Origin of the sequence: Maribacter corallii, from assembly GCF_047345415.1 — a bacterium.
Classification (GTDB): domain Bacteria; phylum Bacteroidota; class Bacteroidia; order Flavobacteriales; family Flavobacteriaceae; genus Maribacter_C.
Window position 1 is genome coordinate 275,740 of the sequence record NZ_JBLFEP010000005.1, and the last position, 21,236, is coordinate 296,975.

The 21,236-nt window shown below is 39.0% G+C and carries 21 protein-coding genes; 17 read left to right on the top strand and 4 right to left on the bottom strand.

The window, feature by feature from the left end; all coding sequences use genetic code 11:
- Nucleotides 1-22: 22 nt before the first annotated feature.
- From ACKWCA_RS18735 to ACKWCA_RS18765, 7 genes are all read left to right on the top strand, one after another.
- Nucleotides 23-535 carry a hypothetical protein gene (locus ACKWCA_RS18735; protein WP_413979762.1) on the top strand — a complete coding sequence of 171 codons (513 nt, stop codon included), beginning with the start codon at nucleotides 23-25 and terminating at the stop codon, nucleotides 533-535.
- Nucleotide 536: 1 nt separating this feature from the next.
- The gene (locus tag ACKWCA_RS18740) at nucleotides 537-1,448 is read left to right on the top strand and encodes a helix-turn-helix domain-containing protein (protein ID WP_413979763.1); all 912 of its coding nucleotides are present in this window, start codon (nucleotides 537-539) and stop codon (nucleotides 1,446-1,448) included.
- 317 nt (nucleotides 1,449-1,765) lie between these two features.
- Nucleotides 1,766-2,884 carry a helix-turn-helix domain-containing protein gene (locus tag ACKWCA_RS18745; RefSeq protein WP_413979764.1) on the top strand — a complete coding sequence of 373 codons (1,119 nt, stop codon included), beginning with the start codon at nucleotides 1,766-1,768 and terminating at the stop codon, nucleotides 2,882-2,884.
- Between the two features lie 83 nt (nucleotides 2,885-2,967).
- On the top strand, nucleotides 2,968-3,903 hold the full coding sequence (locus ACKWCA_RS18750) for an NHL repeat-containing protein (RefSeq protein WP_413979765.1): 936 nt from the start codon (nucleotides 2,968-2,970) through the stop codon (nucleotides 3,901-3,903).
- Nucleotides 3,904-4,086: 183 nt separating this feature from the next.
- On the top strand, nucleotides 4,087-5,298 hold the full coding sequence (locus tag ACKWCA_RS18755) for a serine hydrolase domain-containing protein (protein WP_413979766.1): 1,212 nt from the start codon (nucleotides 4,087-4,089) through the stop codon (nucleotides 5,296-5,298).
- A 139-nt stretch (nucleotides 5,299-5,437) separates the two neighbouring features.
- Nucleotides 5,438-6,976 carry a serine hydrolase domain-containing protein gene (locus ACKWCA_RS18760; protein WP_413979767.1) on the top strand — a complete coding sequence of 513 codons (1,539 nt, stop codon included), beginning with the start codon at nucleotides 5,438-5,440 and terminating at the stop codon, nucleotides 6,974-6,976.
- Between the two features lie 21 nt (nucleotides 6,977-6,997).
- Nucleotides 6,998-8,185 carry a leucine-rich repeat domain-containing protein gene (locus tag ACKWCA_RS18765; protein ID WP_413979768.1) on the top strand — a complete coding sequence of 396 codons (1,188 nt, stop codon included), beginning with the start codon at nucleotides 6,998-7,000 and terminating at the stop codon, nucleotides 8,183-8,185.
- Between the two features lie 107 nt (nucleotides 8,186-8,292).
- Here ACKWCA_RS18765 and pdxR read toward each other — a convergent pair whose 3' ends face one another.
- Entirely contained in the window at nucleotides 8,293-9,786 is a 1,494-nt protein-coding gene (gene pdxR, locus ACKWCA_RS18770) for a MocR-like pyridoxine biosynthesis transcription factor PdxR (protein WP_413979769.1), read from the bottom strand.
- 129 nt (nucleotides 9,787-9,915) lie between these two features.
- On the opposite strand from pdxR, the gene ACKWCA_RS18775 reads away from it, so the two are divergent.
- Genes ACKWCA_RS18775 through ACKWCA_RS18785 form a run of 3 tightly spaced genes read left to right on the top strand, consistent with a single transcriptional unit; the run spans nucleotide 9,916 to nucleotide 12,393 of the window.
- A complete protein-coding gene (locus tag ACKWCA_RS18775) occupies nucleotides 9,916-10,575 on the top strand; it encodes a pyridoxamine 5'-phosphate oxidase family protein (protein ID WP_413979770.1) in 660 nt (219 codons plus the stop codon).
- Between the two features lie 2 nt (nucleotides 10,576-10,577).
- Nucleotides 10,578-11,726: a pyridoxal phosphate-dependent aminotransferase gene (locus tag ACKWCA_RS18780; RefSeq protein ID WP_413979771.1), complete on the top strand. Its 1,149-nt coding sequence runs from the start codon at nucleotides 10,578-10,580 to the stop codon at nucleotides 11,724-11,726.
- Nucleotides 11,704-12,393, top strand: a complete 690-nt coding sequence (locus ACKWCA_RS18785) for a cupin domain-containing protein (protein ID WP_413979772.1) — start codon at nucleotides 11,704-11,706, stop codon at nucleotides 12,391-12,393. The genes ACKWCA_RS18780 and ACKWCA_RS18785 overlap by 23 nt, the downstream gene beginning before the upstream one ends.
- 109 nt (nucleotides 12,394-12,502) lie before the next feature.
- Here ACKWCA_RS18785 and ACKWCA_RS18790 read toward each other — a convergent pair whose 3' ends face one another.
- The 3 genes from ACKWCA_RS18790 to ACKWCA_RS18800 are packed head-to-tail and all read right to left on the bottom strand — an operon-like array spanning nucleotide 12,503 to nucleotide 14,380.
- Complete coding sequence (locus ACKWCA_RS18790; protein WP_413979773.1) at nucleotides 12,503-12,796, bottom strand: hypothetical protein; 294 nt, start codon at nucleotides 12,794-12,796, stop codon at nucleotides 12,503-12,505.
- 19 nt (nucleotides 12,797-12,815) lie between these two features.
- Complete coding sequence (locus ACKWCA_RS18795) at nucleotides 12,816-13,769, bottom strand: WD40 repeat domain-containing protein (RefSeq protein ID WP_413979774.1); 954 nt, start codon at nucleotides 13,767-13,769, stop codon at nucleotides 12,816-12,818.
- Nucleotides 13,770-13,795: 26 nt separating this feature from the next.
- Nucleotides 13,796-14,380: a YceI family protein gene (locus tag ACKWCA_RS18800; protein ID WP_413979775.1), complete on the bottom strand. Its 585-nt coding sequence runs from the start codon at nucleotides 14,378-14,380 to the stop codon at nucleotides 13,796-13,798.
- A 280-nt stretch (nucleotides 14,381-14,660) separates the two neighbouring features.
- On the opposite strand from ACKWCA_RS18800, the gene ACKWCA_RS18805 reads away from it, so the two are divergent.
- From ACKWCA_RS18805 to ACKWCA_RS18835, 7 genes are all read left to right on the top strand, one after another.
- Nucleotides 14,661-16,073, top strand: coding sequence for a M1 aminopeptidase family protein (locus tag ACKWCA_RS18805; RefSeq protein ID WP_413979776.1), 1,413 nt, complete (start codon nucleotides 14,661-14,663; stop codon nucleotides 16,071-16,073).
- Nucleotides 16,074-16,315: 242 nt separating this feature from the next.
- A complete protein-coding gene (locus ACKWCA_RS18810; RefSeq protein ID WP_413979777.1) occupies nucleotides 16,316-17,170 on the top strand; it encodes a helix-turn-helix domain-containing protein in 855 nt (284 codons plus the stop codon).
- 92 nt (nucleotides 17,171-17,262) lie between these two features.
- On the top strand, nucleotides 17,263-17,628 hold the full coding sequence (locus tag ACKWCA_RS18815; protein ID WP_413979778.1) for a hypothetical protein: 366 nt from the start codon (nucleotides 17,263-17,265) through the stop codon (nucleotides 17,626-17,628).
- A complete protein-coding gene (locus tag ACKWCA_RS18820; RefSeq protein WP_413979779.1) occupies nucleotides 17,618-18,112 on the top strand; it encodes an anthrone oxygenase family protein in 495 nt (164 codons plus the stop codon). Before ACKWCA_RS18815 ends, ACKWCA_RS18820 begins: the two co-directional genes overlap by 11 nt.
- Before the next feature lie 45 nt (nucleotides 18,113-18,157).
- On the top strand, nucleotides 18,158-18,556 hold the full coding sequence (locus ACKWCA_RS18825; RefSeq protein ID WP_413979780.1) for a DUF5367 family protein: 399 nt from the start codon (nucleotides 18,158-18,160) through the stop codon (nucleotides 18,554-18,556).
- A 129-nt stretch (nucleotides 18,557-18,685) separates the two neighbouring features.
- Nucleotides 18,686-19,531, top strand: coding sequence for an NAD(P)H-binding protein (locus tag ACKWCA_RS18830; protein WP_413979781.1), 846 nt, complete (start codon nucleotides 18,686-18,688; stop codon nucleotides 19,529-19,531).
- Nucleotides 19,532-19,935: 404 nt separating this feature from the next.
- Nucleotides 19,936-20,703, top strand: coding sequence for a DUF6090 family protein (locus ACKWCA_RS18835; protein WP_413979782.1), 768 nt, complete (start codon nucleotides 19,936-19,938; stop codon nucleotides 20,701-20,703).
- The last annotated feature ends 533 nt before the right edge of the window (nucleotides 20,704-21,236 follow it).

The following is a 21,236-nucleotide window of genomic DNA, read 5'->3' on the forward strand; positions in this document are numbered from 1 at the left end:
AGAAATCTTTAAAACACAAGGCATGGATATTTTAAAAACAGCCACCGATTGGTCAAAGGCGGAACTTTTTTCAACCCCGTTCTTTATTTTTTTCGGAGTCGTATTTTTGGCTGCAAGCCTAGGGTTTTGGCAATTGGGAAAAACCGATTTGGCAAGAGCTTACATCATTCCTACCTTGGTAGCTGGTGCTTTACTGCTGACCATTGGGCTTGGGTTATTTTTCACCAATAAATCAAGAATAAAGCAATTTGAAATGGCCTACAATGCGAATGCCTCGGCTTTTGTCGCGTCAGAAATTGAGCGGGCCGAAAGTACCTTAAAGGAATATAAAACCATTGTTTTTACCGCCATTCCGTTAATCATTATCGCTTGTGCCCTAGTCATTTTATTTGTCGACACCCCCATTTGGCGCGCAAGCATGATAACGGCGATCGCCATGTTAGTAGTCATTTTATTGATCGATGGTACGGCACATGCCAGAATAGATACCTACCACAAACAATTATTATCTGTAGAAAACGAATTGAAAAATTAAGATGCAGCACTTTCGAACATTATCGGCTTACTTGGATTACTTGGAACTTCCGAGACCCGAGCACCCCATGTTCAGTGTATTTTCAGCACTGAACGAAGGTTTTCTGCCTTGTCCGAAAGCGAGTTCACCGCCCATTACCAACGATTGCTATTCTATTAGCCTTAAGAAGTTCATAAAAGGTAACTTAAACTACGGCCGTACGACATATGATTTTACCAATGGTGCGTTGTTTTTCATCGCTCCAAGACAAGTGTTGCAATGGGATGATAGCGTGGTTTTTGAGCAAAAAGGTTTCTCGATAAACTTTCACGAAGATTTTCTGAAAGGAACGGATGTAGCGCAGCAAATCAAAAAATATGGGTTCTTTTCCTATACAGTAAATGAAGCCTTGCATCTTTCACCCCAAGAAGAAAAGCAGATAGAATCCATTGTGGGGCATATCGAAATGGAATACCTGAACAATCAAGATGAATTCAGCAAAGACATCATCATTTCTCAACTTGGCACGCTTTTAAAGTATGCCAACCGTTTTTACGAAAGGCAGTTTTTGAACCGAAAGGAGCTTTCCAAGGGTTTATTGGAGCAGTTTAATCAGCAGTTGGAAGACTATTTCAATTCGGGGCAGTTACAGGAAAAAGGAATTCCGAGCATAGCACAACTAGCGAATCAACTGTCGGTTTCCCAACGTTACCTGAGTGACACGCTTAAAAAGGAAACGGGGAAAACATCAACCGAACATTTACAATTGTACCTGATCGACGAGGCCAAGAATATTTTGTTAAACCCCGATAAAACCGTTTCTGAAGTGGCCTATGAATTGGGTTTTGAATATCCGCCTTATTTTTCACGGTTATTTAAAAAGAAGGAAGGAATAAGCCCATCGGAATTCAGGGAAAAATATAGGATGAACTAAAACTATTGCGGATGCCGACGAAGGCAAAACGCTTGGAGGGATGAGGCACTACTACATCGTCTTGACAGCTTGCCCTAGTGTAACTTTTAATTTCCCAAAAAACGAACGGGTTCCAGAATTTTCCCATTTTCTTCAATCTATTTTGTATTCGGCATAAGTATCAATCGAGATACTAGATCATCCAAGCTGCCTTTTTAAGTCCGCTCATCGTCCCGTAATTATCTACTCTAAGAGGTTACTCTTTAAGTACCAACGTACCCATTGATACCTTCCTTACGATTTTAAAACATACTTTTGATCTATTGAAATTGAAATCTATGGGCTTTTTGAATTTCACAGATCTCGTATTGTTTTTAGGGGTAAGCCAAGGGCTGTTTTTATCTATTTCCCTAAGACTTATCCATAATCGCAACAAACCTGCCAACAAAATTTTATCCTTTTTACTTTTAATCGCAGTACTCATGCTTTTCGGCCGGATTACCGCATATCGCATTCCCGAAATCTGGGTATGGCGTTTTGGAGTGCTTGTAGACACGACCATTTTTCTTTTCGGGCCCCTACTCTATAGCTATGCTAGAAGATTGGTATTCAATGAAAAACCTGTTTTTCAATTGTCATGGTGGCATTACATACCTGCCGCGCTACATCTTTGCTATTACTTTTGGGCCTTACATTTTTCTGTTGAAGAATTTAATGAGATTTACTTTTCCGGAAAACTCAACCTAATGTTTTTTATCGTGGAAGCGGCGGGATTGATTTCATTCATCTGGTATTGGACAAAGACCTTTCAGTTGGTCAAAAGGTATTCCAACAAAGAAGAAATGGAACTATCATTCCACCAAAGCGTACTACCATATCTCTGGTTTTTCCTAGCGACTTTAGGACTTTTTATCACACTTTGGGCGATTAGTTTTCTAAGTACACATTTTCTTCTTGGCCCGATCAAGTACATCAATTACGTCACCATGTGGATTTCAACCCCCCTGTTCATATATGGCATAGGGTATTTCAGCCTAAGGCAACCCCATATATTCAGGATTCCGTTTGAACCCAAATCAAAATCCGAAAATGACCGCTTAAAACCTGAAGAGATTCAAAAATTACAGAGAAGGTTGCATTATTATATAGAGGAAGAAAAGATTTATCTGAACGCTGACCTTTCCCTTAAAACCTTGGCCGATAAATTGAACACCTCTTCAAATAACCTCTCTTGGCTGTTGAATCAAGTCTATCAGGCTTCTTTCTATGAATACATAAACAGCCATAGAATCCATGCGTTCTTAAAAAAAATCGATAACAATGAACATCATAACCATACGCTATTGGCTATGGCCATGGATGTTGGTTTTAATTCCAAATCTACCTTCAACCGCGTATTCAAATCGGAATTGGGTACCACCCCTAAAGAATATCTAAAAAACCGAAATGTAGCTTGAAAAAGGTGTCATTGTATCCATTGTGTCGATAAGCACTCATCTGAACTTTAGTTTTGAACACTAACAATTAAAACTTTGAAAAGATGAAAAAAAGAAACCTATTCAGTAAAATCGGAATACTATTGGCATGCCTAGGTCTGCTATCCTTAACTTCCTGTTTTAAGGACTATGTAGGCGGTGTTCCGAAACGACAAAAAGTTACAACGATGATCGGCGAAGATTTTCCCGCCAACGACGGGCTACATGTCGCATCCGATGGAACTATTTTTGCTTCCAACTTTGGTGTTTTCGATGCCGAACTGGGCAAGTACAATGGTACACAGGTCTTTGAGATAACCAAGCGCGGCATTACGATAAAGGCTGACGGATTCGAAGCGCCCATGGGCAGTGTGCAAGATAGTTATGGTAATCTTTATTTCAATACCGAGAACAATAACGATGCTGTTTCCGGGGTATTGGTCAAACTTGCCCCAGATGGTACCTCAACGCAACTGGGTGAAATTGCAGGATGGCCTTCCGGACTCGCCATAGATGACCATGATATCATCTACTCGGCCAATTTCTTTGCTCCCACGCTGCACAAAATTTTACCGGATGGAACCATATCGGTACTCGCAACCGATGACCGCCTTTTTGGAGGAGTAGGAATCGATATTGATTTCGAAGGCAATGTAATCGTTGCCAATTTTTTCACAGCTGATATTCTTAAGATTACCCAAGAAGGAGAAGTTTCTTTGATAGCTAACATTCCAAATCTGACCCAAGGTTTCGCGGTAGGGTACATGACAATTTTCGAGCATAATATCTATGCTACGGCCATCAACGAGAACCAAATCTATAAGGTAGGTTTTGACGGAACTGTAGAGGTCTTTGCAGGAACAGGAGAAAACGGGAATACTGATGGAGCCTTGGATGAGGCTACCTTTTCCCGACCAAATGGCATTGCCGCCGATCACCGCCGAAGAATTCTATACATATCACAATTCGGGACAGCGGGGCTTCGTGCCATACGGTTCTAACTAAAAAGATAAGACCCTATTGAATTCTGATCGCTTGCAAAATGAAATTCAATAGGGTTCAATACACTAAAAAAATCTTTAACTTCAACGGAGTCCATATTCATCAATCGAAGAAACACCTAAATGAACAGAGCGCTATTTATTTTATTCACAACCGTATGTTGCTTTTCCTGCAAACAAAAAATGGAAACTTCAGTAGCGTCACAGATAATCGGTTTAAAAGATTCATTGACCATTGAACTCAACGGGTTTCTAGAGCAAGGTCATATCAATGGTTTTGGGGTCGCCATTGTCAACAGGGATACGACTTTGTACAGAAAGGGTTTTGGGTACACAAGGAGTCAAGAGAAGGTGCCATATACTGAGAATACGCTTCAAAATATTGCCTCGGTTTCCAAAACATTGATCGGTGTTGCTTTATTGAAAGCGCAAGAAATGGGCAAACTCGATATGAATGACCCTATTAACCAATACCTGCCATTTAAGGTTGTTAATCCGTTCAATCTTGAGGTAGTCATTACTATAAAACATTTGGCCACGCACACTTCAAGTATACAAGACGGTGATTTATATGGATCAAAGTCATACATCATGGCGAATGCCGGTGATGAAGAATTGGCTAAATCGTTACCAAGTTCCAAAGAATTCAACCTACCGCATAATGATATGGAAATGGGTGCTTTCCTCAAAAACTTCCTTTCAGAGCAAGGAGATTGGTACGATAAATCCAACTATCTAAAAAATAAACCTGGTGAGCGCTATGAATACACGAATGTGGGAGCTACTTTGGCAGCCTACATCATAGAATTGGCAACCGGTCAAACCTATGCAACGTTTACCACGCAGCACATTTTGAACCCGTTAAAAATGTCTGGCTCAGGATGGACATTCGATACAGTAGATACATCGAAACTCACAAAGCTCTATACCGTAGACGGAAAGGAAATACCCCGGTATAGGCTAATAACCTATCCAGATGGCGGATTGATTACCTCCGTTGCCGACAAGGCCAAATATCTCTCTGAACTTATACGCGGGTATTCAGGAAATGGAAGGCTACTTTCAAAATCAAGCTATGAACAGTTATTCTCAGAATTACTGACCAAAGATAACTTTGAGGAAGAACGTGATACGAAACGACCTTTTGATGATGAATACAATTCTGGCCTATTTATCGGTCATACCCCAATAGGATATATTGGCCATATGGGTGGTGATCCCGGGGTTTCCACATTTATGTTCTTCAATCCTAAAAACAAAATCGGCAAATTACTATTTGTAAATACAGATCTTGACCAGAAAGGCGCCGAACAATTTTACGCTATTTGGGATACGCTTGGGGAGTATGAAATAGCCTTAAATAATAGCCTGTCTCAGCGTATAAACTCAGAGTAAACCTGTCTGCCGTCAAAGGCAGGCTCACAAGGCATTTGAGGGAAACTAAATTTATCAGATAGCACATCTATCGAACGGAAAGGCAGGCGTAGGAGGAACTTGGCTCACGGCAGTCAGATATATCGATTATCGAGTGAAAATGAGTAGCAAAACACACTTCTTTTTTTTGTTTTTTGTCGCAACTACCCTTATCGGTGTATTTGCTCAAAGCGAAGAACGTTTCAAAGGAATTGAAACAGAACTTAACGAAATTCTCAAAGTAACCAATTCCCCAGGATTTGCGGTTGCCGTTATTGACAGTCTCGGCATCATCTATTCCAAAGGCTTTGGTTATCGCGATTGGGAAAATAAGATTTCTATGAATGCAAATACCCTTTTGCCCATTGGCTCAACCACCAAAGCCTTTACCTGTGCACTATTGGGCCAACTTAGAGCTGAAGGAAAATTATCTTTTGAGGACAGTCCTATAAAACATATTCCTGAGCTTAGCTTCTATACGGCGGTATTAAATGAAAATATCACTATTAAGGACCTCATGACCCATCAAACCGGTATTCCGAGGCATGATGAATCATGGTCTTTATTTCCGAGTCAGAGTAAGGATAGTTTGATACTGCGCATGAGATATCACGAGCCCTTTAAAGGGCTGCGACAGCAATGGCATTACAGTAATTTTATGTTTATGGCCCAAGGGGTTCTCGGGGAACGTTTGACCGGAAAAAATTGGGAGCAAAATATCAAGGAGCGCTTTTTTGAACCTTTAGACATGCAGCGGTCAACTACTTCCATTTCGGCACTGAAGAAGCGTTCGAATGTTGCCATAGGGTACGAACTGCGGCAAGATAAGTTTATCAAAAAGGTAGCTTATTTCGACTTAGCGGGTATGGGTCCGGCGGGAAGCATAAACAGTAGCGTAAACGAGATGGCAAGATGGATGACTGTATGGCTGAACGAAGGCAGGTATAACGGTAAGCAAATTCTTCCGGAGGTTTATGTAGAAGAAGCCATGAGTTCGCAAGCCATAACCAGTCCATCCTTGCCTGATGAAGAATTTCCCGATATGCATTTTTCCACTTATGGATATGGTTGGTTCATTTCTTCTTACCGGGGGCATTATAGGCTGCAACACGAAGGCAATATTGATGGGTTTTCGGCCAATGTATCCTTTTTTCCCAGTGACGGTCTGGGTATTGTTGTATTGACCAATCTCTCGGGATCTTCCCTGACATCCATGGTGAGAAATACTATCGCCGATAGGATGTTGGGAACTGAAAGGACTGACTGGGTCAATGACTTCCGGTTAAGCTGGGAGAAGGCCAGAAAAGAATTTAAGAGTAGTAAAGAGGTATCAATCACAGAGGAAAATACGAATGACAGTACTTTATTCAGCATAGGGAAATTTACCGGTAGTTATGAAAACAAAGGATACGGTCGATTTAAGATAGTGCAAGAAAAAGATTCCTTGCTTGCCCGGTTCAAACTAAAGAAATACTATTTGAAACATATTGGCAATGCCATTTTTAAGGCATTAGAGCGAACAGATTCAGGCGTACTGGAATCTGATTTACCTTCTTTCGAATTTCAATTTATACCAGGAGTAGAAGAAGAGCCTATAGGCATTCATATAAAGCTTGAAGCATTTTTGGAAAAGCCTATTATATTCAAAAAAATTCAATAACCCAATTTAATCTAAAATGACATGAAAAACGTGCTATCACTTTTAACACTACTGATGTGTGTGTCCGCATTCGGGCAAAAATCAATTCAAAGCATCAAATTTGATGACTTCTATTTAGAACTGGCTATTCGAAATTATATTGACAAACCAACAGGAAAATTTTACAGCTCTGATTTGAAATCATTGACAAGGTTGTCATTAGCAAACAAAGGGATTACAAGTCTAAAAGGGCTGGAACACGTCAAAAACTTGAAGAGTTTAAGGCTCGACAACAATCAAATAAGTGATTTGACCCCTTTATCCCATTTGACGAAACTTACCAATTTAAGCCTTAATGGTAATTCTATTGTTGATGTGAGTCCTATAGGGTTCTTAAAAAAACTGGAATCACTCGCTATTGACAGAAATCAAATAACCGATATCTCTTCTCTACACAACTTGAAAAAACTAAAAACCATTACGGCTAATTTTAATTCTATAAGCACTATTTCAGTTGTTCGAAATTGGAAGCAGCTCACACACTTCAATATGGCTTTTAACCAATTGAAAGAGGTAAACCCCTTGCAAAATTTAGTAAAACTAAAAGGTATTTGGATTCCCGATAATAAAGTAAAAACAATCGAAAGTTTGTATAGATTAAGTGAGTTGGAAATTCTTATTCTCGAGAAAAACCCGATAGCGAAAGCAGATGTGATCAAAAATCTGACCAATTTGGTTCAGCTGAATTTAGCGGATACGAAAATTACCGATTTCAGCCCTATTCAAAACTTAAAAAAAGTGGGCGTTTTGGTTTTGAGTAAAAATAATATAGAAAATATCGATTTCTTGAAAGGCAAAAGTAGTATTGAGTGGTTAGACCTGAGCGATAATCGAATAACCAATGTTTCCGCTTTATCCACGTTAAAAAGACTAAGAAAACTGTTTCTTTCCGGAAATCAAATTGAATCAATTACAGACTTATCCGAGAGCAGTGATTTACGATGGGTTGTACTAGATAACAATAAGTTAGACAACCTGTGGCCCTTATACAATTTGACAAACTTAACGGATATTATGTTATATAATAACCCTATAAAGGGTTCTAAAGAACTGACTGAAATGAACCTCAAAGTCATCGACAAAATAAAATCCGACGGAAAAAATATCACCTTGAATTCGATTGAAATCAATTCGATCTATCAGATGGAACCGAGTAAAAAACTGCACTGAAAATTGAAGTGTGAACTGATAGCGTTAAGACACCAGTATCTGTTTCAAGGAAGTGTAATGGCTATAAAATTCAAAAATAATTCAAGTATCAAAAAGGGTACAAACAGTTAACGATAATGTTCGGCCCTTTTCACGTCATCGATTGTTCTTTTTAACCTGTTTATCAATTCACCGATTTCTTCTTCATTATACGCCGCAAAACCAATTCTTATATAATTGTGTCCTAATTCGGCGCTATCATAGCGTTGCCAATTGCCTATTCCCAATCTATGTTTTCGTGCAACTGTGGAGATAGTCTCCCAAGAATAGTCCGATTTTAACTTTACCCAAACCGCCATGCCCCCTTTAGGAATTTCAAAATGAAAATAACTCCCTAGTTTGTCCTTTAAAAGAGCGCAGAACAGATCGCGACGTTTTTCGTAGATTTTCATCACTTTGCGAATATGCCTATCTAAATCTCCTGATTTAATAAAATCAGCGAAGGTTAACTCCAATAACGCATCACCTTGCCGGTCTACAAAACCTCTCAACTTCGCAGCTTCATCTACAAATTCTTTTGAAGCAATTAAGTAACCTACACGATAAACAGGAGCAACTGTTTTACAAACCGAACCGATATAAATGACATTTCCGTTTGTGTCGTGACTCGCCAATGGCAATATTGGGGCATGATTATAATTAAAGTCGTAATCGTAATCATCTTCAATAATGGCAAAATTGTATTGTCTTGATAGGTTTAAGAGATGTATTCTCCTTTTTGCAGAAAGGGTTACTGTTGTCGGATGGTGATGATGCGACGTGACATATACGGCTTTAATCTGTTGTTGTTTACATAGTTTTTCAATAGCGTCTGTCACAATTCCGTCTTCATCGACCGAAACACGTTCTATTCTTGCTTTTTGGTATAAAAAAGTAGCATCAGCAGAGGCATAATTGGTTTTACCAACCACAATGACATCATCTTTCTGAAGCAATAACTGCGAGGACAGCCATATTCCCATCTGGCTGCCACGCGTAATCAGTACATTAGCCTTGGTACCATGCAAACCTCTGGTGGCATTTAAATAAGCAACCAATACCTCGCGTAATGTATCATTACCGTAAGTAGAACCATACGACAAATGTTCAAACACTGTCTTTTTTGCGGAAATTCTTCTATACGTCCTAGCGATTTCATCTATTGGCGTTAATCTACCATCTGAAATACCATCATTGAAATACATGAAACCGTCTTCCCTTTTCGTCGACTTAGTTTGTAAGATCGGATTCCCATAAAAAGAAAAGCCAACATTTACTCGCAAACCATCAGTCTTTAACTCCTTTAGTTTTTGTTGTTGCAGCACCGGCAAATTGCGCAGTACGAAAGTTCCCTTTTTAGGGACACTTTCCACCCACCCTTGAAGGGATAACTCTTCATAGCAAGCAACAATGGTTTTCCTATGAACATTAAGCTGTTTTGCTAAAGTTCTACTACCAGGAAGTCTGGTATTGGGGCCTAAGGTTTGATTTTTTATGAATTGAATAATTTGATTTGCCAACTGTAAATACAGCGCTTGACTATTTTTTCTATCAAATTCAATACTAGTTTTATAAGGAAACATCTGGACTACTAATTATATTTATTCTGGAATACTTTCATAGTCCATAAATATAATATTTTTGAACTATCGAAACATAAAACACCAAAAGAACTTCGGCTTTGTGAAAACAAGTATCAATAAACTAGAGCTATGCAAGAGTATTCAAAATCAAAATTGAACAGAGTAAAACGTGGGAAAATCAGAGCTACTTACGATGTTGAAAAAATCAATACTATTTTAGATGCCGGTTTTATCGGCCATGTCAGCTATGTTTATAAGGGCAGCGCAATTACGTTACCAATGGCTTATGGACGAAAAGACAATAAAATATACTTACACGGTTCTCAAGCAAATAGGATGTTATTGGCCTTGTTGGAAGCCAAGGAAATGAGCATGACCGTAATGCATTTAGATGCCTTGGTCTTAGCTCGTTCTGGGTTACATCACTCGGTAAATTACCGATCAGCGACGCTATTCGGCCCAATCAAAAACCTTGAAAATCCGAAAGAAAAAGAAGCAGCTCTTTTTTGCTTTATGGAACATATGATGAAGGGTCGTTGGGACGGAATCAGATCAATGCATCCTGAAGAGGTGGACAGAACATTGGTAGTGGAAATGACTATTGAAACCGCTTCAGCCAAAATAAGGGATGTTGGAGTGGCCGATGAACCCGAAGATTACAACTTAGATGTTTGGGCTGGTTTAGTACCTTTAAAGCAAGTTGCGGAATATCCCATACCTGATACCGGCCTACCCCAGAAAATGGACATACCAAAACACGTTTTAGATTATTATCAGTTCAATCAGTAAGAATGAAATTTCCGGTTAACGATATCATTACACTTTTGGATGAAAGATTAGAATTTAATCTTGCCGAAAGTACAAACATGGACCTTATTCTCAATGAAATTTGGGATGATGATTTTTCCAAAGAATTAATGAATCTCAAATTGGAGTATGGAACGTCACAGGGTAATAAAAAACTGCGAAAAAAAATTGGAGATAAACTGCAGGTTGACCAAAATCAAATAGTAATCACAAATGGCGCTGCATTTGGCACTTTATTAGCGATGCTTTGTTTGTGTGAGCACCAAGATGAAGTTATCACCGTACAACCCAACTTCCCTCCTACCATGGACTTAATCGAAAGTTTAGGGTTTAAAAGAGTATTGATCAAGTTGCTGTTTGAAGAGGAATACCGAATAGATATAAGTGAATTATTTTCTAAAATAACGAATAAAACAAGGTTAATTATTTTGGTTTCTCCTTTAAATCCGTCTGGAACAATTCATAGCAGTGCCGAAATATTAGAAATTTCAGACCGACTACATCATCACTATCCGAGCTGTAAACTAATCATTGATGAAACCTATCGCGAAGCCACCTATGGAGCTAACGATGTACTTCCAACTTATGCCGGTCTACGGGATAATATCATTACCATTTCGTCTTTATCCAAATGTCATGGTACTCCAGGGCTAAGAATTGGCTGGCTTCAATCGAGTGATCCAGAATTTATCGAGCACGTTGGGGTCGCCAAAGTGAATACTGTAATTTCAAATTCCGTATTGGATGAATTTGTAGCATTAAAAGTGCTTGACAAAGAACTTGAAATTTTCAAAAGCCGAAGAATTCATTCCATAAAAGGGTTAACGTCAACTAAAAATTGGGTTGCGAAAAATAATGAACTGATTAGTTGGGTTGAACCAAAAGCCGGGGCACTTTGTTGTATAAAGTTAAAGGAGGAACGATTTACCCAAGACGCCGTTGAAGAATTTTACAACCAATCAAAAAAGATGGGAATTCAAATAGCAAATGGAGAATGGTTTGGCGAATCTAAACGCTATTTTCGATTAGGTTTTGGCTATATGGAAACAGAAAAATTAAACACGACCCTAAACAAATTAAGTCAAATTCTAAAGAAGACGAATAGACAGAATGAAGAAATCCAAAGAAAATAGCGAACAGTATAAATGGGGAACTAATTGTCGTGGGTGGCATCTTGTTCAATCTGAAAATCTGAGCGTAATTGAAGAATTAATGCCTGCTCATACTTCTGAAGAAAAACACTATCATAATTTTTCCCAACAGTTTTTTTATGTCTTGAACGGTAGTGCAATTTTTGAATTGGAAAAGGAAATCGTTGAAGTCAAGAAAGGAGAGGGAATACATATTTATCCGCAAATTGCACACCAAATCAAAAATGAAGAATCCACTGAATTAGAATTCATTGTCATTTCACAGCCAACAACAAGAGGAGATAGAATCAACGAACCTTTTGCCAAGAACAAATTGAATTTAAACGGTAAAAAATTTAAATCTATTTCCAGTTCGAATAATGGAGAAGTAAGCCCAACTACGCTATTTGAATATCGACAAAAAGGAAACGTGATTTGGGCAACTTATCAAGGTGGAGGGGTTTTGTTCGGTACGCTTTCAGGTCGCATTGAACAACAGCATCTAACTTTTACATACCAGCATCAAAATACTATCGGGGATTTTAAAACCGGAAAGTGCGAATCAATTATTAAAATTGAAGACGGGACACTAATTTTGGAAGAGAAGTGGCAGTGGACCTGTGATGATTATTCTAAGGGAGAATCAGTTCTTAAAGAACTTAAGCAATAGCATGGTCTGGCGGGAATACGAAAATCGAATGCGTTAAAAAATCAGGATCAACTGCCATTCCCCTTTCATGTTATCTTTCTCAGTTCTTATGTACCTGTCAATTCATTTCTCAGATTCGTACTGCTGATTCCACTTCTGAAAACTCCTTTTGCATATGACGGCGAACCGCCCAAGCGGGTTTACTTTCTTTTAATAATCCAGTTGGAGTTTCAAAATCTACTACTACCCGATAGATGTTATCCGCCTTGCTATGAAATCGATCATAACTTAATTCAAAACCTATATAGAGAAGTATTAAAAAACTTGCGGTAAGGCCTATCGATAGACCAACAATATTTAAAAAGGAAAAACCGCTATGGCGCCATAGGTTTCTAGAAGCGACCTTTAAATAATTCTTGAACATATGAACGATTTAGCAATGCCTATTTTTTTCCAATCTGCCGTATGAAATTGGCATTCTTATCCCAAATCACAAGTTTTCCGTTGCTGCTTGATGTGACAATATAGTCGCCGTCAGGACTCCAATCGACACCCCATAAATAGTCGTCAGAAGATTTGGTTTCTGCCAATAACTTGCCTTCCTTAGACCAAATTCTAAGTGCATCACTCGCACTTGCCAATCGCTCTCCATCGGTGCTCCATCTTATATTTCGATACTCGGCAATGCTTCCGCTGATTTCATTAATTTTGACGCCTTCAGGGCGCCAAAATTGTAGTAGTTTGTCATCAGCATTTTCAAGATCACCATAATCACCCACCACGAAAAAATCACCAGAATCATGCCACTCAACACATAATAATAATACCTCTTTGTTTCTAGGTCGGAAAGTATGTATAGGGTGGCCAAGGTGGTCATATATACCGATTTGTGAGCCTACTGTCGTCATAATGTTTTTGGTCGGATGCCAATCTATTCCCGTAACCGATTTCGGATCAGCCCTAAATCGGCTAACACGTTTTCCATGAAGCGTAAAAACGGACACCGCATGTTCAAGTTCTGAAACCGCAAGAAGTGCTCCATTAAAATTCCAATCCAAACCCCGAGAACTCGACTCTAGCCCCTCCAAATCGATCCATTCATCTTTATCTAAATTCAGTATTCGTGCCTTAATCGTTTTTCCTTGGGTTATTATAGCCAATATATTTTTCGAAGGATGCCATTTGATTCTACTTAATAGTGCATCCTTTACAGGGTAGGTCTTGACCAGTTCAAAAGTGTTTGCATCGAATAGAATAAGTTCATCTTGGTTTCCCCCTGAACCAATGTATTTCCCGTCCGGACTCCAAGCTACGGTCCATAAGGTTTTAGCATTATTTGGTTGCTGACCGATGGCGCTAACTCCTGTAAGTAGCATACAAAAAACGTAAAAGGTCATTTCTTTCCTATTTTTTCCCAGGGTTCTCATTTTTTTTGATCGGTAATCACCATAGCTTCAAATTCAATAGCATCGGAAATAGTATCGTCTTTTAGACTGTTCAAAAGACTTTTCGACTCGTAGTTCACGTTCCAGAGTGTTCTATCGATAATGAATTTCGCCGTCATGATGACTTTCCCTTTTTGACGTTCTACAGCGCTGTTATATACTATGGGATTCGTTATACTTTTGATGGTAAGGTTCGCATTTATTTGCACTTGGTTTTCATCTATGTAGTTGACTTCCTTTATTTCCAGATAAGCACTCGGATGCTTCTTTACGTCGAAAAAATCTTCATTCTTAAGATGCCGGACGAGCATTTCATTGTATTTATCATCCGTATTTATTATTGTATTCATATCAACCTTAAAATTCCCACCAGATATAGAATCGTTTTCCATTAAAATTTGACCGCTGCTAAACTTGGCGGTCCCAAAGTGTTCATTAAATTTGAATAGGTTCGAACCTTTCCACTTGAGCAAACTTTGACTGGTATCTATCTCAAATGAATCTTGGGCCATTGTCACAGTAATCGAACATAACCAGAGTACTATTACACTACTTGTTTTCATATATGTTGTTTTTCCCAAAACTAGTATTGGGGTCCCTGATCAATGTCAAAAAGATGTAAAACAAATGTGAAAAGTTGTGAATTTTGTAGTCTTGACAATGGCCTAACCCTAATCCTGGAACTGAAAATCCAACTACACGATATAGAGACGACATTTTTGAATTTTGAAAATGTAGGGTCCGATTGCCATAGATGCCACAGTGAGGATTTAATGCTATTTGCAAAACGAACAATTTTTACGGAAAATCCAGAACCCAAACTGTAACCTTTTTGCAATTAAGATGTATACACTAATAAAAGCAACAGATCAGATGTACCTAAAAAGCATACTAATTTTACAGCTTGTATGCGCGCTCAGCCTTTGCAATACCCTTAACGGCCAAATACATATGGAAGGCAGTGTAGCGCTAGACCTAAAAACAGGATTTTTCAAGTGCGACCTTCAGCTATCAAATCTTCCCAAATTAAAAGCCTACCGTATTTTATTGAATAAGGGAATGAACATCAAATACTTCAAGGACACTAGAAATGAATTGATAGATTATGTTGGCCATTATGATGGCAGTATAAAGGGGGAAGCTGTGGAATACACTTTCAAAGCTGACCCGAACGAACATATACCTCCGGAGTTCCGAGTAAATTATAAAGGTGCGTTCCCGGTATATGTAGATGATTTCAATCTTTTTGACCATAAAGGTTTGATCGCTATCAACGATAAAACCTTAAGGGCCACAGAACAAACAAAATGGTATCCCGTTATCTATGACGTAAAAAACGACAAACTAATTCATAGTTATACCTATGATCTGACCATAAGCCTAGAAGGGGGAAGTACCATTTATATCAATGGTTCGGCACCAAAAAAAGCGGCAAAAGAACATTTTGTTTCCAACAAAGCACATCCGCTGCTACTATTTGCCGGAAATTATGATTTTGTTGAGGATAAAGGAGATTACATTCTAAATACGACTGTGACCAAGGAGAATGCAGAAATTATATTTGGGAACATAGCGCGAATAAAGAATAACCTTTCCAAAAATTTGGGCATCGAATTTTCCGATAATATCTACCTGATACATCACAGGGCTACCAACAAAAGAAAAAAAGGAAGTAGTTGGGGTTTCAATACCTACCCTTCATTTGCCTTTACTGGTCTGGACTTTAAAAAATTGGTCGATTCCAATGGCAAATTCTACGACGATTATTACAAATACTTCGGACACGAGTTCGGACACAACTATTTCGGTTCCAATGTCATGTCCGGAAAGCTTGGGTGGTTCTGGTTAGAATCCTTTGCAGAGTACCTGTCCTACAACACTGCCGAAGATCTCTCCGGAAAACAGTTCTTGTCAGAAGTGCTGATTGAGCAATTAAAACATATAAAAGAGGGTAGCTTTATCCCTTTAGATAAAATTGAGCATAAAGACCAAATCGATGAAAAGTACAGATATGTATTAGCTCCGTTAATGCTCAAATGTTTTGAGGATAGGTTTGGCAGACAAAAGGCGAATCTAACCCTGAAATATGTATTGGATTTCGCCAAGAAAGAATCATTGACCTTGGAGCATCTAGAGCGAGCGGCTACAAAAAGCGGTATCAGTAAAAAACAGTTTGAAGTATTCAAAACAAACTTTATTATCCACACGGATTTCAAGGAACATATTATTCGCGAAATCGAAAAAAAATATGGTTGATTTTTTAGTTTCCTTTTCAAATATCAACGTTACGGGTATCGTACCTAGTTCGGGTATGATTCCCGAATTGACATAGTCACCGGTAACATAGCCCTCACGGAAAAATATCCAGTTTTTATTGGAATACAATGGCAAGACGGTCCAGAACCTCTTCTCTTTCAAACCCTTCTTCATTTTAGAACAGGTGTTTTTCTAGCGAACAGTTAATTTAGTTATGATAATTCTTAAATTTAGGGAGACTAATGACGCGCGATTTCATACATATCAACGATTTTGTAATTCTTGTTGAGGAAGCCGATTCCCTTACGAAGGAGGTAGATTCTTGTTTTTTTGACGAACCCCTTATTGCCATAGCGTTTTATGGGTCTGGCAATGTAGATCTAGCGGTGAAATACGGTAGCAAACAAGATGATTTCACCTATACTAAGGGGCTGGCACTCTCTTTTTACGCCGACGAGAAGGTAGAATTTGAGCACACGGTAAGTCCGGGAAAAAGCCTAAAATGTATTGTGGTGGCAACTTCGCTTCGAAATTTAGAACATTTGCCCAATCAGGAGGGTGAAATATTTTCTGAACTGCTAGGGGCCTTGGTAAAGCCCAAAGATCATTATGTGGAAGGCCCCAGATTCTTTATGACGCCCGAAATGGAACGCATTGTCGATGCTTTCTTTTCCAACAACTATACGGGCAAGACAAAAATGATGTTTTTCAGAAGTCAGATTACGGCATTATTATCGCATTTTTTCGGTCAGCTTGCCATACAACAAGAAGAGTCTTCAAAACCAAGTTATAAGGCACAGCTCAATAAAGCGAGAGCTATTTTATTAGAGAATATCGATAACCCGCCGTCATTAACAGAGCTCTCTAAAGAGATAGGGTTCAATACCACAAGACTGAAAAAAGAGTTCAAAGCTTTTTTCGGGGTACCGGTATTCAAATACCTACAAAATGAAAGGCTAGACTCCGCACACCAATTGATTAGCGAAAAAAAGGCAACTGTACAAGAAGCTGCGTGGCAAGTGGGCTACGATAGTTTGAGTTCGTTCTCCAATGCTTTTGCCAAAAAGTTCGGCTATCGCCCTAGTCAAATCAAGTAGCGCACTTTTCGAACAAATCATAGTTCCGCTCGAATAAACGATTCGAGTGAATCCTATGCAATTTTGTGTCATCATAAGTACTAAAACACATCATGATGACCACAATAGTAAAATTTATCTTCGGAATTACTCTCATATGTTTAGGAGAAGAGACTTCTAAAAAAGATTTGGTTCAAAACTACGTACCTGTCAAATCAGTCTATGGGATATCCGCCGATTCTACCCGATCAGTTGCATTCAAAATACTTACGAACAAGTGTAATGTCTGCCATGTTAGGCGCAATAGAAAAAGGATATTCACCCAAGAAAACATGAGCCCTTGGGCAGATGATGTTTACAAACAGGTATTCCTGAAAAAGCGGATGCCAAAAGGCAATAAAATCAAACTGACCAACCAAGAATATCAAGAATTATTAACCTGGATAACTTCCACAAAAAATCAAAGCAATGGAATTTAATATTAAAGCAATCATCTTAGTACTCGGCATCTTGTTTACAGGGCTCACAGCTGGTTTGTGTTTCACTTGGTCAAATACTGTCACCCCAGGTATCGGGAGATTGGACGACCTCGGCTTCTTACAATCTTTTCAAGTAATGAATCGCGCAATAATCAACCGTAGTTTCCTCATTATCTTTTTCGGACCGGTGGTACTCCTATTTGCCAATGCCTTTTTACATCGCAATGCGCACCCGGCTACGTTTTGGTCCTTTATGCTAGCTGCAACTCTATTTTTTATCGGCATCGGCCTCATTACGGTTTTCAAAAATGTTCCGCTTAATGAGATACTAGACAAAACGATATTGGAAAACCTGACACCGATCGAACTCAAAGAATTGAGGTCGAAATTTGAGCACCCTTGGAACCGCTGGCACCTTAAGAGAACTATCGCATCGTTTAGCGCCTTTGCATTATTGCTACTAGGAATTATATACAACAACTAAATACGAATCACGCTGCCCATGGCAGATCAAAAAAAACGAACAGTTATGAAATTAGTACGAGCAATCAGTATCGGGATAGTCATTTGGATCATCGGAGTCAATTTGTATTCACTCTCCTACTACGTACCCATTTTGGAAGATGCGGAACAACAAGCCAATATTTGGCTGTCCGTGGTAGTACTGCCAATCGTTTGGTTTGGCGCAAAACTATATTACGGCAAAGGTGTTAGAACCAATGCTTTTGAGGTCGGTCTCATTTTCTTTATTACATCGGCGATTTTAGACGCACTCATTACCGTACCCTTCACAATACTACCTTATGGAGGCACTTATTATGACTTCTTTATCGATTTCGGCTTTTGGTTCATTGGTCTAGAGTTTATAGCCGTAACGATAGTATACCGGTACGCCAAATTTTCTATAGAAAAACAAACACAATCATAAGCCACGGATTTAAAGAATCGGCTTCAAACCAAAGTTTACGCCACATTAAAATGAACGCTTAGAAACACAATTTAAATATCAAAAATTATCAATCTGCCTGTCAGCGGACGGGTTTAAAACAATAGAAAAATGAAAACAGAAAACATCTTAGTAATTGGAGGAACTGGTAAAACAGGAAGAAGAATCGTAACACAATTAGAAGCAATGGGGCACCAAGTACGTGTTGGCTCAAGGTCAAACAGCCCATCATTTGACTGGCACCAACCAGAAGATTGGCCAACCGCATTCGAAGGAATGGATAAGGTTTATATCACCTATCAACCCGACTTGGCCGTTCCAGGGGCCCTGGAAGCCATTGAAGAATTGGTCAAAGTCTCAAGAAGAGCTAAAATCAAAAAGTTGGTATTACTCTCTGGAAAAGGAGAACGAGAAGCACAACTGTGCGAACAGGTCGTGATACACTCAGGATTGGACTTTACCATCATAAGAGCAAGCTGGTTCAACCAGAACTTTAGTGAAAACTTTTTATTGGAACCTATCTTAGAGGGGGTAGTTGCACTGCCCCAGGCAGAAGCTCAAATACCATGGGTCGATGCCGACGATATTGCCGAAGTGGCGGTCAAAGCTTTAGTAGAAGATGTACATAATGGACAGATCTATGAGCTCACTGGCCCACGTACACTTACCTTTAAGGATGCGGTATCGGAAATTTCAAAAGCTAGTAACCGCAATATCACTTTCATTCCGATTTCAATTCAGGAATATGGAGACGAAATGCGCAAGGCCAGTGTTCCCGAAGACTTTGTCTGGTTAATAGAATACTTGTTTACCGAAGTTTTAGGTAACCCTGAGCTAGCGGAAATATCACACGACATTGAAAAAGTGTTAGGCAGAAAGCCAATTGATTTTAGTGAATATGCGCAAAACATTGCCAAAACCGGTATCTGGAATACATCGATTGAACAAGTGAACTAAACCGACCTTCATCGGGGAACCGCCGTGAAAGGGTTCCCCGATGGAGATTATGTTCGGCTCAGCAAAGTAACCTAGTTCAACTAAAATTAAAGAACCACGCCATGGCCTACCATCATAAAACTCACCAAAGTAGCCGGTGTCTTAATCGTTCTGAGATTGAAAACGCTAAAAACTCAAAATAAAAGGTTTCAATTGAACGGGTACTAAAAACAAGTATTGTACATAGTAGGAATGCATTACTAGCACTAAGCGAAGTAATGCGAAACGATATCGATAGTAGTTTGGTCTATTCTTTAAACAAAGAGAATTATGCCGAAGTGTAACCAAATGATTAAATTCGATACGAATAGTTCAACCGAGTTTAAGTTTAATAACTAGTCAACCTAAGCGATAGTAATAGACCCATGCTAAAGTTCTTTCGAAAAATCAGGCAGCAACTGGTGCGCGAAAAAAAAATTCGCAACTATCTGATATATGCTATCGGTGAAATCATCCTTGTGGTCATCGGCATATTAATTGCCCTGGCCATCAACAATGCCAAGCAGAAAAAGGTGTTGGCGCAAAAAGAACAGATCTACCTGAAAGGACTGTATTCGGAATTTGAGACCAGTCGGGAAAAACTGCAAGAGCTGATCACGGTCAATGAGCAGAACTATGAGGGGGCAAAGCAGCTTCTAGAGTTTACGGCCAATCAAGACCTTCTACCATCCGAAGCACAATTTTCGAAGCTACTGTATCAATCGTTCAATTTCGATATTGCCTTTAACCCGAACAACTCGCTTTTAAATGAGATGATCAGCTCCGGTAGCTTAAAAGACATTTCCAATACAGCCTTGAGAATACAGCTGACCAATTGGGTCGCTACTTTGGATGATATCACTCGCCAAGAGGAAGACCTCGGTAATCAAAGGCAAAAAGTCTTGGATATGTTCCGAAATGATGACTATAGCATTAGAACCATTTTTGAATATGCCAACGTCGATCAACAGAAGCGCTCTTTAATAGAGGCCAATAACTTGAGTAATCTGAATTTGTTACGGTCTGTGGCTTTTGAGAACAATATGTTCATGTTTTATTTGACTAGTTTATCTACAGAAGCTTCCCATTACGATCCACTGATGAAGAACCTTGACACTATTCTAGAGTTGATCGAAATTGAACTGAAAGAATGATTGTTACTTATTTTAAGGGGCTGTAATTGCGGTGCGCGCTCAAGCATAAGGGTCTTTTTAGAATGCTAATGACCCATCATGCGCTCCAAAAAAAAGTTCGGTAATTCCTCTCCATCATTTTAAGGGCAAATTGACCGTTTTATTTTATTGATATACAAGGATCTAAGTCCATTTCATCGCCTCTAAGCCCGTAATTCAGGTACATATACGAATTGTGGAATATTCGATTTTATTCATTCCATACCCCTCTAATGAACACTTTTTCCTATTTTTACCCCAACAGGTTTGCCACACAAGTAGATGCCCGAACACTACAGATTTACGGCATCGAATGACAGGAATGACTTTATTCTGGAAAACCTTAGGAACTATTCATCGTCCTACACTAGTTCATATGGGTTGACGCAAGTCACAATGCAGTTTTAAAAATATATGTTTAGGTGGGTTTGAAAATTCTGAAAAGACCCGGGCTACCTACCATTCGCATTGTTGAAAGTATTTCCCTGCAAATCGCAATGGCTTGTTGAAGCTAA